We start from the raw sequence: 15,849 nt of genomic DNA on the forward strand, positions 1-15,849 counted from the left end.
GCGCGGCACACCCAGGCCGGTGACCGCATGGGTGTTTTTTCTGCCGAGCCTTAAGCGCCCAGATTCACGGGCGCGACGGCGCCCTTGCCCGAGAACACACCCGTCAGGTTGCCGATGAACTGCGTCAGGCTCGCCTGGGTGGCCTCTGGCGACCAGCCCGCCACATGGGGCGTGATGAGGATGTTGGGCAGGTCGATCAGCGGCTCGGGGCGATGCGGCTCACTCTCATAGACATCAATGCCGGCACCGGCAATGGTGCCGTCCTTCAAGGCGGCCGCCAGCGCCAGCGTATCGACCACCGAGCCCCGCGCGATATTGATCAGGTAACCCTGGGGGCCCAGCGCCTGCAGAATCTCTGCATTGACCAGGTGCTTGGTGCCCGGTCCGCCCGGCGTGGCGCAGACCAGGATGTCGGCCCAGCTGGCCAGCGCATGCAGCGAATCGAAATAGCGGTGGCCCACCCCTGCCTTGGGCTGGCGGTTGTGGTAGCCCACCGGCATGTCAAAGCCTTCAGCACGCCTGGCAATCTTCAGGCCGATATGGCCCAGGCCCAGAATGCCCAGCTTCTTGCCCGACACGCTGGGCGGATGGGCCAGGCTGTAGCGGTCGACACCGGCGCGGGCCTGCTGGTCCAGGGTGCGGAAGTTGCGCATCGACGCCAGAATCAGGCCAAAGCTGTGGTCGGCCACGCTGGTGTCGTTGGTGCCCGCCCCGGTCGCCAGCACAATGCCGCGTGCGCGCAGTGCATCGAGCGCCAAGCCTTCATAGCCGGCACCCAAGGTGCAGGCCAGGCGCAGCTGCGGCATCTGGGCGATTTCCTCGGCCGTGAGGCCAATCGAGCCAATGGTCAACACGGCCTGTGCCTGGGCGCCGTGCGAGGCCACCGCGCTGGCGCGCAGCTCGGGGGTGGGTGCATACACCACGTCAGCATGCGCGCGGATCTGGTCGAGCAGCGGCTCGGCCATGGGGTTGAACACCAGCAAGGTAATCGGCGGTTGTGGGGATTGCGAGAGAGAGCTCACCATAGGTCCTTTGGATAGCAAAAAACACTGCTTGCAGCACAAGCAGTGTTTTGATTATGAGGACTTTCCACTAGGCCTATATGCATCCATTCTGTATGCCTACGTTGCCGCCTTGGAATGGATCCGAGAGGTGAACCGTCACTTGCGTCCGGCATCCTTCAGAAGGGGATGCGCAGCGCTAGCAAGCGGCTTGCGCCATCAACCCAGAAAGTGCTTGCGGTAGCGCGCAGGCAGGCGGTCGAGCTGCATCAGCATCGGCAGATCAGCGGTGTTGAAGTCCGGATCCCAGGCCGGCGCGCCGATCACCTCGGTGCCGACCCGCAGATAGCCCTTGATGAGCGCAGGCGGCTCTACATCGACCTGGTCATTGAGTTGCCCCAGCGGCAGCGGCAGGTGCGGCACGACGCTGTATTCCTGGGAGATCTGGCCCTTGGCCAGCAGCTGGCGCCAGATGCTGGCAGCGGCATCGCCACTGACAATGCCGTTGTGCCACATGGGGATGCTCGCGCAGCCCATCATCACATCGAGCTTGTTACGCAGCATGAAGCTGGCCAGCGCGCCCCACAGCGCCATGATCACCCCGCCCTGGCGGTAGTCCGGATGCACGCAGCTGCGGCCGAGTTCCACCATGCGCGGGCGCAATGCATCAATGGCGCTCAGGTCAAACTCTCCGTCAGAATAGGTGCGGCCGGCGCGCAGGGCCTGCGCGGGGGTCAGCAGGCGGTAGGTGCCGATCACCTGCTTGCTCTGGCCCTGGCGCACCAGCAGGTGCTCGCAGTAGTCATCAAAGCCGTCGACATCATGGCCTTCCAGGCTGGTTTGCAGCTGCGCGCCCATCTCGCCGGCAAAAATCTGGTGGCGCAGACGCTGGGCTTCGCGCACCTCGTCGAGGTGGCAGGCCCAGGAGACCTCGATGTCCAGCGGGTTGGCCGCCGCGGCGGTTGCAGGCAGGCTGGCCTGCGGTTTCGGCGCCGAGGGCGTGACAATGGCGGTCTCGGATGCGCTGAAAAAGCTGTGTTTGTTGTGCATGGCAGAGCTCCTGTAGCGCCCTGCCGCCCTTGCATGGTGCCAGACCGCCGTGCGGCCCCGGCTGCTCGACGGGCTGATACAGAGCGCCTTCAGTGTCCTGCGCGCAGATGACAGTGCCATGTGCAAAACATGACAGTTGCATGACGCTGTGTGCCTACCACAGCACCCTCAATGGGCTGCGCGCACGCAGCCGCTCGTCAGGATTGGCGGGCCACTTCGGCCAGCTGCTCGGCGCAGCGGCTGGCCTGGGCCGCATCAAAGGCCTCGACCATCACGCGCAACAGCGGCTCGGTGCCGCTGGGCCGGATCAGCACCCGGCCCTGGCCGGCAAAGTCGTCGGTGATGCTGCGCTCCAACTCAAACAGCTGGTGGTTGTTGCGCCAGTCCTGCCCGGGCTGCAGGCGCACATTGAGCAGCACCTGGGGGCACAGATCCACGCCGTCGAGCTGCTCGGCCACGCTCTGGTTGCGGCTCACGCAGGCCTGCAGCACCTGCAGGGCACTCACCAGGCCGTCACCCGTGGTGTGCTTGTCCAGCGCCAGCAGGTGGCCCGAGCCCTCACCGCCCAGCACCCAATTGCGGCGCTGCAGCTCTTCGAGCACATAGCGGTCACCGACCTTGGCGCGCACCAGCTCCACGCCCTGCTTTTGCAAGGCCGCCTCAACAGCCAGGTTGGTCATCAAGGTGCCCACGACGCCGGGCAGCTTCTTGCCCCGGCGCAGCCGGTCCATGGCCATCAGGTAGAGCAGCTCATCGCCGTTGTAGAGCCGTCCCTTGGCATCGACCAGCTGCAGCCGATCGGCATCACCATCGAGCGCCACGCCCAGATCGGCGCCGTTGGAGCGCACCGAGCGCACCAGCGCATCGGGGTGGGTGGCCCCCACATCCTGGTTGATATTGAGGCCGTCGGGATTGCAGCCAATGGTGATGACCTCGGCGCCCAGCTCATGGAAGACCTTGGGCGCAATATGGTAGGCCGCGCCGTGGGCCGCATCGACCACGATCTTGAGTCCGCGCAAGGTCAGCCGGTGGTCAAAGGTGCTCTTGCAAAATTCGATATAGCGGCCTGCGGCATCGTCGAGGCGGCGGGCCTTGCCCAGTGCTGCGGACGGCACCCAGTCAAAGCCCTCCATCAACGCCGCTTCCACCGACTCTTCCCAGCTGTCGGGCAGCTTGGCGCCCTCGGCGCTGAAGAACTTGATGCCGTTGTCGTCAAAAGGGTTGTGGCTGGCGCTGATGACCACGCCCAGACTGGCGCGCTGGGCGCGCGTGAGGTAGGCCACGCCAGGGGTCGGCAATGGGCCCAGCAGCACCACATCGACACCGGCCGAATTGAGGCCCGACTCCAGTGCGCTTTCGAGCATATAACCCGAGATGCGCGTGTCCTTGCCGATCAGCACCGTCGGGCGCTCCTGCTCACGGCGCAGCACCCGGCCCACGGCATGGCCCAGGCGAAGCACAAAGTCAGGGGTGATCGGTGGCTTGCCTACCGTGCCACGGATGCCATCGGTTCCAAAATACTGTCGTGCCATAGTGTTCTTGCTTGTTGGGGGCCTGAGAGAAAGTGAAAAGGCGCCATCGGTGGTTTATGGCGCAGTAGCAGTGTAGCGCCTGACCAACGATGCCAGGCGCAAACCGCGTCAGCCCTGCGTATCCAAAGATTGCGGGGCGCGCATCGCCTGCAGCACGGCCAACGCATCGCAGGTCTCGCGCACATCGTGCACGCGCACAATGGCTGCGCCATGCTCCACCGACAGCAGGGCCGCCGCAATGCTGGCGGGCATGCGCTCGGCCACCACCCGCCCTGTGACCTTGCCCAGCGAGCCCTTGCGCGACCAGCCCGCCAGCAGCGGGTAGCCAGCTGCCGCCAGCCGGGGCTGCTGCTGCAGCAGCGCAAAGTTCTGGCTCGGGCTTTTGCCAAAGCCGGTGCCGGCATCCCAGACGATGCGCTCGGCCTGCACGCCCAGCGCTTGCAGGCTGCGGGTATGGGCCTGCAAAAAGTCCAGCACCTCGGCCGCCACATCGCTCTGGGTGGCCATGTGCTCTTGGTGCATGGTCTGCGGATCGGCATGCATGTGCATCAGGCAGACGCCGCATTGCGGGTGGGCCGCCACCACGGCCTGCGCGCCGGGCTGGCGCAGCGCCCAGATGTCGTTGATGATGTCCGCGCCCAGATCCAGCACCGCCTGCATCACCTCGGGCTTGTAGGTATCGACCGAGATCGGCACCTGCAAGGCCACGGCCGCCTTGACCACCGGCAGCACCCGGCGCAGCTCTTCGTCCAGCGGCACCGCAGGGCTGCCCGGGCGGGTGGACTCACCGCCAATGTCCAGGATATGCGCGCCATCGGCCAGCAGCTTTTCCGCATGGATCATCGCGGCCGAGACGCCTTCGTGGCTGCCTCCGTCCGAGAACGAGTCCGGCGTGACGTTGACGATGCCCATCACTTGCGGCGCGGTCAGGTCAATACGAAAGCGGGTGGTTTGCCAGTGGCGCATCAGAGGTGTCCTTTAAAAATAAGAAAAGCGCTCGGGCAGAGCGCTTTTCGCCAGGGTCTGTCGTGATCAGACCGGATTGTGTGCCGGCTCCGTCACCACGGTGGGGCTGCCGCCTGCGCCGCCGTCATTGCTGCTCGACGGTGGGTTGCGTGGCGTCCAGTCCTTGGGCGGGCGCGGTGCCTTGCCCGCCATGATGTCGTCCAGCTGCTCGGAATCGATGGTTTCCCACTCCAGCATGGCCTTGGCCATCGCATGCATCTTGTCGCTGTGCTCTTCGATCAGGCGGCGTGCCAGACCATACTGCTCATCGATGATGCGGCGAACCTCGGCGTCCACCTTCTGCATGGTCTCTTCGCTGATGTTGCTGGGCTTGCTCATCGAGCGGCCCAGGAAAGGCTCGCCTTCCTGCTCGGCATAGACCATCGGGCCCAGCGCATCGGTCATGCCGTAGCGGGTCACCATGTCGCGCGCCAGCTGGGTCGCCTTGTTGAAGTCGTCCGATGCGCCAGTCGTCATCTGGTTCATGAACACTTCTTCGGCAATCCGGCCGCCAAACAGCATGGCGATACGGCTCAATGCCCATTCCTTGTCGTAACCGTAGCGGTCCTTCTCGGGCAGCGTGAAGGTCACACCCAGCGCGCGGCCACGCGGCACGATGGTGACCTTGTGCACCGGGTCGCACTTGGGCAGCAGCTTGCCGATCAGCGCGTGGCCGGCTTCATGGTAGGCGGTGTTCTTCAGCTCTTCGGGGTCCATCACCGCAGACTTGCGCTCGGGGCCCATGAAGATCTTGTCCTTGGCCTTTTCGAAGTCCTGCATCTCCACGGTGCGCGCATTGCGGCGCGCGGCCATCAACGCAGCTTCGTTGCAGAGGTTGGCCAGATCGGCACCGGACATGCCGGGCGTGCCGCGGGCGATGATGTTGGGGTTCACATCCTGGCCCACCGGGATCTTGCGCATGTGCACATTCAGGATCTGCTCGCGGCCACGCACATCGGGCAGGGTCACGTAGACCTGGCGGTCAAAACGGCCAGGGCGCAGCAAGGCGGCATCGAGAATGTCGGGGCGGTTGGTGGCAGCCACCACGATCACGCCCATATTGGTCTCGAAACCATCCATCTCGACCAGCATCTGGTTCAGGGTCTGCTCGCGCTCGTCATTGCCACCGCCCATGCCGGCGCCACGCTGGCGGCCGACGGCATCGATTTCGTCGATGAAGATGATGCAAGGCGCATTCTTCTTGGCGTTCTCGAACATGTCGCGCACGCGGGCCGCGCCCACGCCGACAAACATTTCGACGAAGTCGGAGCCCGAGATCGAGAAGAACGGCACCTTGGCTTCGCCGGCAATGGACTTGGCCAGCAAGGTCTTACCGGTACCGGGAGGGCCGACCAGCAGCAGACCACGGGGAATGCGGCCGCCGAGCTTTTGGAACTTGTTGGGGTCTTTGAGGAAGTCGACAACTTCCTTGACTTCTTCCTTGGCCTCGTCGCAACCGGCCACATCGGCAAAGGTGACGCTGTTGTTGTTTTCGTCGAGCATGCGCGCCTTGGACTTGCCAAAGCTGAACGCACCGCCCTTGCCGCCGCCTTGCATCTGGCGCATGAAGTAGACCCAGACGCCGATCAGCAGCAGCATCGGGCCCCAGCTGATCAGCAGGCTCATCAGCAGCGAGCCTTCTTCGCGCTCCTTCACGTCAAACTTGACGTTGTTGTTGATCAGGTCGCCAATCAGGCCACGGTCCATGTAGGTCGCGGTGGTCTGGAGCTTGCGATCGTCACCCGTGGTCGCCGTGATCACCGTGCCGGCAGGGCTTTCCTGTAAGGTCGCAGTCTTGATGCGGCCATTGCGGACGTCTTGCAAAAACTCGGAATACGGGATCTTGTTCGCGCTGGCGCCTGCACGGTTGTCCAATTGCTTGAACACGGTGAACAGCACCATGGCAATGACAAGCCATACGGCGATCTTAGAAAACCACTGATTGTTCAAGGGGGCTCCAGTAGTAGGAAATCGGGAAAGACACAGAATCTGTTATGTCAGATATGCACTATTTTAGGACTTTCAAGGGCCAATGCTTGCGCTTTCCCCTTGGTGGCACGCAGGATTGCTCAGTAAAGGCCATTGTCTCAGTGTTTCAGCAAGCTTGGAGCATGCGCCAGGCAAAGCAGGCATTGGCAAGGGGTGCTCAACGCTGCGCTTCGGGTTTGAGGCGAATACCAACCAAATAGGTCTCGGACGATTTATCGCGCGAAGCCTTGGGTTTGTAGGGCTTGACCACCTGGAAGGTCTGCTTGAACAAGTCCACCAGCTGCGAGTAACCACTGCCATGGAACAGCTTGACCACCAAGGTGCCCTCGGGCTTCATGTGCTGGCAGGTGAAGTCCACCGCCAGCTCGATCAGATGCGCGATACGGGCAGCATCCACGTTCTCCACCCCTGAGAGGTTGGGCGCCATGTCCGAGATCACCACATCAACGCGGCGCTTGGCCAGCGTCTGCTCCAGCTGGTCCAGCACCTCCTGCTCGCGAAAATCGCCCAGGATGAAGTCCACGCCCTCGATGGGCTCCATCGGCAGCATGTCCAGGCCGATGATTGCGCCGTTGAGCTCGCCCACCGCCGCGCCATCGGGCGAGAGGCGGCGGCGCACATACTGGCTCCAGGCGCCAGGCGTGGAGCCCAGATCGACCACCACATCGCCCGGCCGGATCAGCTTGAAATGCTCATCGATTTCCTTGAGCTTGTAGACCGCGCGGGCGCGGTAGCCGTCTTTTTGCGCGGCCCGCACATAGGGGTCGTTGATGTGCTGATTGAGCCAAGTCTTGTTGACCTTCTTGGTTTTAGTACTTACTTTCATGTTTTCTCCCCGGAGCCCCGATAATACGGGCTATGCCCCAAATACAACTCACTCCCGCCCAACGTCGCGAGCACCGCGCCGAAGCCCACCACCTCGACCCCGTGGTTCTGATTGGCGGTGACGGCTTGACCGAAGCCGTCGAAAAAGAGGTCGACCTGGCCCTGAATGCCCATGGCCTGATCAAAATCCGTGTTTTCTCCGATGACCGCGCCAACCGCGAGGCCATCTTCCTGAAGCTGACCGACTCGCTCAATGCAGCGCCTATCCAGCACATCGGCAAGCTGCTGGTCCTGTGGCGCCCGATGCCCGAGAAGGAAAAGCAACTCGACGAAGACCGCAAGGCCGGCCCGCGCGAAGTCAAGGTGCTCAAGTTCAGCAAGAACGTCTGGCAAAAGCCCGAAGTCAAGCAGATCCGCATCCTGGGTAACCAGCGCCTGACGGCCGGCGGCCAGGTCAAGCGCGCCAAGCCCAAGCAAAAGTCGATCAAAAAGCAGCAGGGCAGCTAGTGTGACCGATCGCCACATCCTTTGCATGAAATGGGGTACCAAATATGGCCCCGACTATGTCAATCGGCTGTACGCCATGGTTCGCCGCCATCTGAGTGGCGATTTTCGCTTTGTCTGCCTGACCGATGACACGCAAGGGATTCGCAGCGAAGTGGAATGCCACCCGATTCCAGACCTGAACATCCATCTGGCCCCCGGCCAGCGGGATGGCGCCTGGAAAAAGCTCACCACCTTCGAGCAGGACCTGTATGGTCTGCAAGGCCAGGCGCTGTTCCTGGACCTGGATGTGGTGATCGTCGGCAGCATCGATGAGTTCTTCACCCTGCCGGGTGAATTTCGCATCATCCATGACTACCCGCGTTTTTGGCGCTTTGGTGAGCGCATTGTCGGCAACTCCTCGGTCTACCGCTTTACCTTGGGCGCCCACGCCGATGTGCTGGCCAACTTCCGTGCCAACACCGAGCAGCTGCGCGCCCAGTACCGCAACGAGCAGGAGTACCTGTCACACTTTCTGCACCAGCAGGGCAAGCTCGATTACTGGCCGGCTGCCTGGTGCCCGAGCTTCAAGTACTACTGCATCCCCACCTGGCCGAGCAACTACTGGAAGGAGCCGGTGCCGCCTGCCGATGCGCGCATCGTCATCTTCCACGGCGAGGTCAACCCGCCCGACGCGCTGCAAGGCCTGCGCAACAAGCGCTTCCACCATATCCAGCCGGCCCGCTGGATTGAAAAGGCCTGGGGCTGAGCCGCACTGCGCATAAAAACCAAAGGCGTTGATCCCTGCGATCAACGCCTTTTTTGTGGCCCGCAGTGGGCTTTGGCGCAGCTGGTCTAGCGCTGGTCTGCCGCCACCAGCGCATGGCCTTGCATGCGCGTCAAGATCGCCAGCGGGCTTGCGTCGGGGTTGTATTCCTTGCCGGGGGGCAGGAAGAAGGTCTGCTCCAGCATGTACTGGCCCGACATCACCGCATGCACCGCCTGGTCCGAAAAGCAGACCCAGCTGGAGCCGGCGGCAAAGGGCACGGTCTCCTGCGGCGCATTGCGCTGGTAGTCCATGTCGCCCTTCATGCCATCGTGCAGCTGCAGCATCAGGTGGTCATACTCGCTGCGAAGCGACTTGGTCACATGCAGCATCGCCAAGACCTTGGCCTGCCAAGGCACATAAGGCTTGGCGCGTGGCAAAAACTTGCGCGCCACATCCTCGAAAGGCTCACCCACGCGCCAGACCCGGGGCTGGCCATCGGGATTGACATTGCTGAACACGCGCAGGATGCGCTCGCCGTAGTTGGGCCGCGAGGGAAAGGCGTCGACATGCATGCGCTTGTCGTCGGCACGCCAGGACTGGGCACGGGTCTCGACCTGCGAGGGCCGGTAGCTCGTTGGCGCCATGCGCACCAGCGGCATGTAGTCGGGGAACAGACCGGCAATCAGCGCGGTGGCCTGCGCGCGAAAACGCGTGACCATGGCCGCCACGGCGGCCTGCGTTGCGGCATCACCGGCCACGCCCTTGATGCTGCCATCCACATTCAGGCTGATGTTGCGCGACTTGGGGTCGCGCACATCGGGGCGCAGCAGCGTCTTTTCCTGCTCGGAGAGCGCAAATGCGAGTTGGGGGAAATAAAGCACCTTGCCCGATTCAACGGCGGCCGTCCATTCCGGACGGCCCGGTGTGTTGCGCCAGTCATTGGCGTCGATGGAAACGATGGGAGATTGCATGGCCCGCCCAGTGTAGCGCGGCGGCGGGCGATTGCCTTGGGCCAGATCAAGGCCGCGATGCGGGTGCGGATGCCCGCCACAGCACGAGGGCCGCGCACAGCCACTGCAGCGCATACAGCAAGGTGCCCAGGCCGTGCCAGAACTTGAAGTTCTCGCGCTGCACGATCTTGGGCGAGATGCCGTACTGCACGACCAGCGCCATCAGCATGCCGGCCAGCACAAAGCCCAGTGCCGCACGCGCCCAGGGCTCGATGGTGTTGCTGGCCTTGTCCTTGGCCAGCACCAGCAGCACCAGGCCGCAGGCCAGCGACACCCAGGTCTGCGCTGCAAACAGCTTGGCAGCCATAAAGCCCGCCATCGATGCCTGTGGCAGGTTGGCAAACAGCATGGGCACGGCCATGAAGCCAATGGCCGACAGGCTGCCCCACCACAGGGCGGCTGCGAAAACGGGCAGGCGGTGCTTCATCGCGGGCTCGGTGCGCAGTGGCCGATGGCTTTAGAGGTAGCGCACGGCCACGACTTCGTAGCGGCGCTCGCCACCGGGGGCCTGCACGACGGCGGTGTCGCCCTCTTCCTTGCCGATCAGCGCGCGGGCAATGGGGCTGGAGACATTGATCAGGCCTTGCTTGAGGTCGGCCTCGTCCTCGCCGACGATCTGGTAGGTCACCGGATCGCCGCTGTCCTCATCGGCCAGGTCCACGGTCGCGCCAAACACCACCTTGCCGCCCGCATCGAGCTGCGAGGGGTCGATGATCTGGGCGGCCGACAGCTTGGCCTCCACTTCCTGGATACGGCCTTCGATAAAGCCTTGGCGGTCTTTGGCCGCATCGTATTCGGCGTTTTCGCTCAGATCGCCATGCGAGCGAGCTTCCGCAATGGCCGCGATGACGCCGGGACGATCCACGGTCTTGAGGCGTTGCAGCTCTTCTTTGAGCTTTTCTGCACCGCGCTTGGTAATGGGGATAGTGGCCATCTCGGTCTCCACAAACAGTCGCGATGCCAGCGCTGTGGCTGGCATCTGATAGACATCATCCGCCTGCTATGCGGCGGGGGTTCAAAAGCAAACCGCCGCGCTGGGGAGCGCGGCGGTTGCGAGGCAGTCTCTATTATGCCGATTTTTGAGCCTTGCAACAAAAATCGGCCAACGGCGATGCGATCAGTGCTGCAAGCTGGCGTGCAGCTCCTGCACCGAGTACACCTCCAGGTCATCCATGTTGCGCAGGCCTTCGACAGCGGCCTCGGCACCAAAGATGGTCGTGAAGGTGGTCACGCGGGCGAGCAAAGCGCTGGTACGGATCGCACGCGAGTCGGCAATGGCGTTGCGGCGCTCTTCCACAGTGTTGATGACCATCGCAATTTCATTGTTCTTGATCATGTCCACGATGTGGGGGCGGCCCTCGGTCACCTTGTTGACCGTTTGCACCTCGATACCGGCATCGGCAATCGCAGCCGCAGTGCCACGGGTGGCGCAGAGCTGGAAGCCCATGCTCGCCAGCTCCTTGGCAATCTGCACGGCGCGTGGCTTGTCGGCATTCTTCACGGTCAGGAACACCTTGCCCGAGCGGGGCAGCTTGGTGCCTGCACCCAGCTGGCTCTTGACATAGGCTTCGCCAAAGGTCTTGCCCACGCCCATCACCTCACCAGTGGACTTCATCTCGGGGCCGAGGATGGTGTCCACACCGGGGAACTTGACAAACGGGAACACGGCTTCCTTGACGCTGAAGTACGGTGGCGTCACTTCCTGGATGATGCCCTGCTCTTCGAGCGTGTCGCCTACCATGCAGCGTGCGGCCACCTTGGCCAGCTGGATGCCGGTGGCCTTGGAGACAAAAGGCACGGTACGCGAAGCGCGAGGATTCACTTCCAGCACATAGATGATGTCCTTACCATCGCGCTCCTGGATCGCGAACTGCACATTCATCAGGCCCACCACGTTCAGGCCTTCGGCCATGGCCGCGGTCTGGCGCTTGATCTCATCGACCGTCGCCTTGCTCAGGTAGTAAGGCGGCAGCGAGCAGGCCGAGTCACCGGAATGCACGCCCGCTTGCTCGATGTGCTCCATCACGCCGCCGATGAACACCTTGCCGGTGCGGTCACGCACGCAGTCCACATCGCACTCGATGGCGTTGGACAGGAAGTGGTCCAGCAGCACGGGCGAGTCGTTGGAGACCTTGACCGCTTCACGCATGTAGCGCTCCAGGTCACGCTCTTCGTGCACGATCTCCATCGCGCGGCCGCCCAGCACATAGCTGGGACGCACCACCAGCGGGTAGCCCAGTTCGCGGGCGTGTTCCATCGCCTGCGCCTCGGTACGCGCGGTGGCGTTGGGCGGTTGGCGCAGGTTCAGCGTCTGCAGCATCTGCTGGAAACGCTCGCGGTCTTCGGCCGCGTCGATCATGTCCGGCGTGGTGCCGACGATGGGCACACCGGCCTCTTCCAGCGCCAGGGCCAGCTTCAGCGGCGTCTGGCCGCCGTACTGCACGATCACGCCCACGGGCTTTTCAACGGCCACGATCTCCAGCACGTCTTCCAGGGTCACGGGCTCGAAGTAGAGGCGGTCCGAGGTGTCGTAGTCGGTCGAGACGGTCTCGGGGTTGCAGTTGACCATGATGGTTTCATAACCATCTTCGCGCATCGCGAGCGCCGCGTGCACGCAGCAGTAGTCGAACTCGATGCCCTGACCGATGCGGTTGGGGCCGCCACCGAGCACCATGATCTTTTTCTTGTCGCTGGGCTGGGCTTCGCACTCTTCGTCGTAGGTCGAGTACATATAGGCCGTGTTGGTCGAGAACTCGGCCGCGCAGGTGTCCACCCGCTTGAACACGGGGCGCACATTCAGCGCATGGCGCGCTTCGCGCACGGCCTTGTCGCTGGTGTGCAGCAGCTTGGCCAGACGGCGGTCGGAGAAGCCCTTTTGCTTGAGGCTGCGCAGATCATCGGCCGACAGTGCGGCCAGCGCCTTGTCGTCGCCCTGTGCTTCGGTGTGCTTGTCCAGTGCCAGCTCGAGCTTGACGATCTCTTCGATCTGCACCAGGAACCACTTGTCGATCTTGGTGATGTTGTGCACTTCATCGAGCGACCAGCCGGCGGCAAAGGCATCGCCCACATACCAGATACGGTCGGGACCGGGCTCGCCCAGCTCCTTTTCCAGGATCTCGCGGTCCTGGGTCTTTTCGTTCATGCCGTCCACGCCCACTTCCAGGCCGCGCAGCGCTTTCTGGAAGGACTCCTGGAAGGTGCGGCCCATGGCCATCACTTCACCCACGGACTTCATCTGCGTGGTCAGGCGGTTGTCGGCCGTCGGGAATTTCTCGAAGGCAAAACGCGGGATCTTGGTGACCACGTAGTCGATGGTCGGCTCGAACGACGCGGGGGTCTTGCCGCCGGTGATGTCGTTCTTGAGCTCATCCAAGGTGAAGCCCACGGCCAGCTTGGCCGCGATCTTGGCAATCGGGAAACCCGTAGCCTTGGAGGCCAGTGCCGACGAACGCGAGACACGGGGGTTCATCTCGATGACGACCATGCGGCCGTCCTTGGGGTTGATCGAGAACTGCACATTGGAGCCACCGGTGTCCACACCGATCTCGCGCAGCACGGCCAGCGAGGCATTGCGCAGGATCTGGTATTCCTTGTCGGTCAGGGTCTGGGCAGGGGCCACGGTGATCGAGTCACCGGTGTGCACGCCCATCGGGTCCAAGTTCTCGATTGAGCAGACGATGATGCAGTTGTCGGCGGTGTCGCGCACCACTTCCATCTCGTACTCTTTCCAACCCAACAGCGACTCTTCGATCAGCAGCTCGTTGGTGGGCGACGCCTCCAGACCGCGCTTGCAGATGACTTCGAACTCTTCGGGGTTGTAGGCAATGCCGCCGCCGGTGCCGCCCAAGGTGAAGCTGGGGCGGATCACGGTGGGGAAGCCCACCTGGCGCTGCACGTCCCAGGCCTCTTCCATGCTGTGCGCAATGCCCGAGCGGGCCGAACCCAGCCCGATCTTGGTCATCGCGTCCTTGAACTTGAGACGGTCTTCGGCCTTGTCGATGGCCTCGGGCTTGGCGCCGATCAGCTCGACCTTGTACTTGTCGAGCACGCCGTTCTTCCACAGGTCCAGCGCGCAGTTCAGCGCGGTCTGGCCACCCATGGTCGGCAGGATGGCGTCGGGGCGCTCCTTGGCGATGATCTTCTCGACCGTCTGCCAGGTGATGGGCTCGATATAGGTGACATCGGCTGTGGCCGGGTCGGTCATGATCGTCGCAGGGTTGCTGTTGATCAGGATGACCTTGTAGCCCTCCTCGCGCAGCGCCTTGCAGGCTTGCACGCCGGAGTAGTCGAATTCGCAGGCCTGGCCGATGATGATCGGGCCAGCGCCAATGATGAGAATGCTTTTGAGATCGGTGCGTTTAGACATGAGGCTCGCCTTGCAGTCGCGCGCGCTGGCTGGCTGTCCTGGTGGGCAGCCGCCCAGCGCTGGGTTTATACGCGGTCGGTATCTAATTTGTTCAAAATGGCCAGGACACGGGCCTCGGGCAGGCTCTTTTGCATCAGCTGCAGCAGACCATCCCCTTGCACCATGGGGCGCAGAACCTGCGCCTCGGCTTCGTAGAACTTGGCGTCCCACTCGGCCATCACCTGGTCGAATTCCTCGTCCGTCATGGTCTTGCACTTGGACACGATGGTCACCAGCGGCAAGGCCTTGTTGTCGAGGAACGATTTCTTGTAGGGCTTTTGCTGCCAGCGCGCCATAAACCATTCCTTGTGCTCGGCAGGCAAGGTCATGATGCGCTTGCTGATCGCTTTCTCTAAGGTGGCGACAGGAAAAGAAAACAGTTTCACGGCAGCATATTCCTTGGGTTCATCGTGCGCAGGTTCGGGCGCGGGCAACAGGCGCCTGGCATCAGGCCTTCTTGTGCTCGCGCATCAGGTTCACAAAACGGTCGAACAGGTACGACACGTCATGCGGGCCTGGCGAAGCTTCGGGGTGGCCCTGGAAGCAGAAGGCCGGGCGGTCGGTGCGCTCCATGCCTTGCAAGGTGCCATCGAACAGGCTCACATGCGTGGCACGGGTGTTGGCCGGCAGCGTCTCCAGGTCCACGGCAAAGCCATGGTTCTGGCTGGTGATGCAGACGCGGCCCGAGTCCAGATCCTTGACCGGATGGTTGGCACCGTGGTGGCTGTTTTGCATCTTGAAGGTCTTGGCACCGCAGGCCAGCGCCATGATCTGGTGGCCCAGGCAGATGCCAAAGGTCGGCACGCCACTGTCCATGATGGTGCGCGCAGCCTCGATCGCGTAGTCGCAGGGCTCCGGGTCGCCAGGGCCGTTGGACAGGAACACGCCATCGGGCTGGTACTTGAGCACTTCGACCGCAGGCGTCTGCGCTGGCACCACCGTCACGCGGCAGCCGCGCTCGGCCAGCATGCGCAGAATGTTCTTCTTGACGCCGTAGTCAAAGGCGACCACGTGGAAGGCATGGTCCTGCAGCTTGCCGTAGCCGGGCGTGCCATCGGCGCGCGCCAGTTGCCATTCGGTCTGCACCCATTCGTAGGACTGCGAGACGCTGACCACCTTGGCCAGGTCCAGACCCTTCATGCTGGGCGCAGCCTGGGCGGCGGCGATGGCTTCGTCGATGCGCGCTTGCGAGACCTGCTCGCCAGCGGCCAGGCCAACGATGGCGCCGTTTTGCGCACCCTTGTCGCGCAGCAGGCGCGTGAGCTTGCGGGTATCGATGTTGGCGATGGAGACCGTCTTGCTGCGGACCAGGTATTCCGACAAGGTTTCCGTGCTTCGGAAATTGCTGGCCAGCAGGGGCAGATTCTTGATGATCAGGCCAGCAGCAAAGACTTTGTCGGACTCAATATCTTCCGCATTGATCCCGTAGTTGCCGATGTGCGGATACGTGAGTGTCACGATCTGCTGGCAATAGCTGGGGTCGGTGAGGATTTCCTGGTAACCGGTCATCGCGGTGTTGAACACCACTTCGCCGGTCGTGGTGCCTTGCGCACCGATTGAGTTGCCAATAAAGACCGTGCCGTCTGCGAGCGCCAGAATGGCGGGAGGAAACGCGCTCTGTTGAGACAAAAACACTGGGTTCTCCGGATGGTTACGGGTCGCCCGGAGTCTGAGGTGTCCCGGAGGATCACCGCGAAGACTGTGCTTATGAGAGATTGCTTTGAGTGCAGCCGGGCGACGTGATTACTTGAAAGCCACCCATTGTAGCGTGCAAGCTGCA

Annotated in this window: 14 protein-coding genes; 2 read left to right on the forward strand and 12 right to left on the reverse strand. The window is 63.0% G+C overall.

The features are described from left to right. Positions 1-50 precede the first annotated feature (50 nt). The 6 genes from F0Q04_RS16370 to F0Q04_RS16395 form a co-directional block, all read right to left on the reverse strand. Positions 51-1,022 (reverse strand): 2-hydroxyacid dehydrogenase, encoded by a 972-nt coding sequence (locus tag F0Q04_RS16370; RefSeq protein ID WP_409935161.1) that lies wholly within the window; start codon positions 1,020-1,022, stop codon positions 51-53. Between the two features lie 198 nt (positions 1,023-1,220). Continuing rightward, positions 1,221-2,051, reverse strand: coding sequence for a GNAT family N-acetyltransferase (locus F0Q04_RS16375; RefSeq protein WP_116924184.1), 831 nt, complete (start codon positions 2,049-2,051; stop codon positions 1,221-1,223). Between the two features lie 197 nt (positions 2,052-2,248). After that, the gene (gene glmM, locus F0Q04_RS16380) at positions 2,249-3,583 is read right to left on the reverse strand and encodes a phosphoglucosamine mutase (protein ID WP_116924185.1); all 1,335 of its coding nucleotides are present in this window, start codon (positions 3,581-3,583) and stop codon (positions 2,249-2,251) included. 108 nt (positions 3,584-3,691) lie between these two features. Then, positions 3,692-4,549 (reverse strand): dihydropteroate synthase, encoded by an 858-nt coding sequence (folP, locus tag F0Q04_RS16385; protein ID WP_409935162.1) that lies wholly within the window; start codon positions 4,547-4,549, stop codon positions 3,692-3,694. A 66-nt stretch (positions 4,550-4,615) separates the two neighbouring features. Beyond that, positions 4,616-6,538, reverse strand: a complete 1,923-nt coding sequence (ftsH, locus tag F0Q04_RS16390; RefSeq protein ID WP_116924187.1) for an ATP-dependent zinc metalloprotease FtsH — start codon at positions 6,536-6,538, stop codon at positions 4,616-4,618. Between the two features lie 196 nt (positions 6,539-6,734). Continuing rightward, positions 6,735-7,403, reverse strand: coding sequence for an RlmE family RNA methyltransferase (locus F0Q04_RS16395; protein ID WP_116924188.1), 669 nt, complete (start codon positions 7,401-7,403; stop codon positions 6,735-6,737). Positions 7,404-7,435: 32 nt separating this feature from the next. On the opposite strand from F0Q04_RS16395, the gene F0Q04_RS16400 reads away from it, so the two are divergent. Together F0Q04_RS16400 and F0Q04_RS16405 are read left to right on the forward strand one after the other, a co-directional pair. Then, entirely contained in the window at positions 7,436-7,909 is a 474-nt protein-coding gene (locus F0Q04_RS16400) for a YhbY family RNA-binding protein (RefSeq protein ID WP_021026578.1), read from the forward strand. A gap of 25 nt (positions 7,910-7,934) precedes the next feature. After that, a complete protein-coding gene (locus tag F0Q04_RS16405) occupies positions 7,935-8,654 on the forward strand; it encodes a hypothetical protein (RefSeq protein WP_021026577.1) in 720 nt (239 codons plus the stop codon). Positions 8,655-8,740: 86 nt separating this feature from the next. Here the strand turns inward: F0Q04_RS16405 and F0Q04_RS16410 are convergent, their stop codons facing one another. From F0Q04_RS16410 to carA, 6 genes are all read right to left on the reverse strand, one after another. Continuing rightward, on the reverse strand, positions 8,741-9,625 hold the full coding sequence (locus tag F0Q04_RS16410; RefSeq protein WP_116924189.1) for a Kdo hydroxylase family protein: 885 nt from the start codon (positions 9,623-9,625) through the stop codon (positions 8,741-8,743). Between the two features lie 46 nt (positions 9,626-9,671). Beyond that, positions 9,672-10,091, reverse strand: a complete 420-nt coding sequence (locus F0Q04_RS16415; RefSeq protein ID WP_182342167.1) for a DUF4149 domain-containing protein — start codon at positions 10,089-10,091, stop codon at positions 9,672-9,674. 30 nt (positions 10,092-10,121) lie between these two features. Then, positions 10,122-10,598 carry a transcription elongation factor GreA gene (greA, locus tag F0Q04_RS16420; RefSeq protein WP_027010824.1) on the reverse strand — a complete coding sequence of 159 codons (477 nt, stop codon included), beginning with the start codon at positions 10,596-10,598 and terminating at the stop codon, positions 10,122-10,124. 183 nt (positions 10,599-10,781) lie between these two features. Further along, positions 10,782-14,030 (reverse strand): carbamoyl-phosphate synthase large subunit, encoded by a 3,249-nt coding sequence (gene carB, locus F0Q04_RS16425; RefSeq protein WP_116924191.1) that lies wholly within the window; start codon positions 14,028-14,030, stop codon positions 10,782-10,784. Between the two features lie 65 nt (positions 14,031-14,095). Beyond that, entirely contained in the window at positions 14,096-14,455 is a 360-nt protein-coding gene (locus F0Q04_RS16430) for a hypothetical protein (protein WP_027010823.1), read from the reverse strand. A 61-nt stretch (positions 14,456-14,516) separates the two neighbouring features. Next, positions 14,517-15,704 (reverse strand): glutamine-hydrolyzing carbamoyl-phosphate synthase small subunit, encoded by a 1,188-nt coding sequence (carA, locus tag F0Q04_RS16435; protein ID WP_182342169.1) that lies wholly within the window; start codon positions 15,702-15,704, stop codon positions 14,517-14,519. Positions 15,705-15,849: the final 145 nt, after the last annotated feature.

The sequence above is a fragment of the Comamonas koreensis genome, assembly GCF_014076495.1.
In the GTDB taxonomy this organism is placed as follows: Bacteria; Pseudomonadota; Gammaproteobacteria; order Burkholderiales; family Burkholderiaceae_C; genus Comamonas; species Comamonas squillarum.

Bases quoted from the DNA above. Each gene is read 5' to 3' on its own strand.
- F0Q04_RS16375 (WP_116924184.1), bottom strand. From the start codon at position 2,051: ATGCACAACAAACACAGCTTTTTCAGCGCATCCGAGACCGCCATTGTC.
- glmM (WP_116924185.1), bottom strand. From the start codon at position 3,583: ATGGCACGACAGTATTTTGGAACCGATGGCATCCGTGGCACGGTAGGC.
- folP (WP_409935162.1), bottom strand. From the start codon at position 4,549: ATGCGCCACTGGCAAACCACCCGCTTTCGTATTGACCTGACCGCGCCG.
- F0Q04_RS16395 (WP_116924188.1), bottom strand. From the start codon at position 7,403: ATGAAAGTAAGTACTAAAACCAAGAAGGTCAACAAGACTTGGCTCAAT.
- F0Q04_RS16400 (WP_021026578.1), top strand. From the start codon at position 7,436: ATGCCCCAAATACAACTCACTCCCGCCCAACGTCGCGAGCACCGCGCC.
- F0Q04_RS16405 (WP_021026577.1), top strand. From the start codon at position 7,935: ATGAAATGGGGTACCAAATATGGCCCCGACTATGTCAATCGGCTGTAC.
- F0Q04_RS16410 (WP_116924189.1), bottom strand. From the start codon at position 9,625: ATGCAATCTCCCATCGTTTCCATCGACGCCAATGACTGGCGCAACACA.
- F0Q04_RS16415 (WP_182342167.1), bottom strand. From the start codon at position 10,091: ATGAAGCACCGCCTGCCCGTTTTCGCAGCCGCCCTGTGGTGGGGCAGC.
- greA (WP_027010824.1), bottom strand. From the start codon at position 10,598: ATGGCCACTATCCCCATTACCAAGCGCGGTGCAGAAAAGCTCAAAGAA.
- carB (WP_116924191.1), bottom strand. From the start codon at position 14,030: ATGTCTAAACGCACCGATCTCAAAAGCATTCTCATCATTGGCGCTGGC.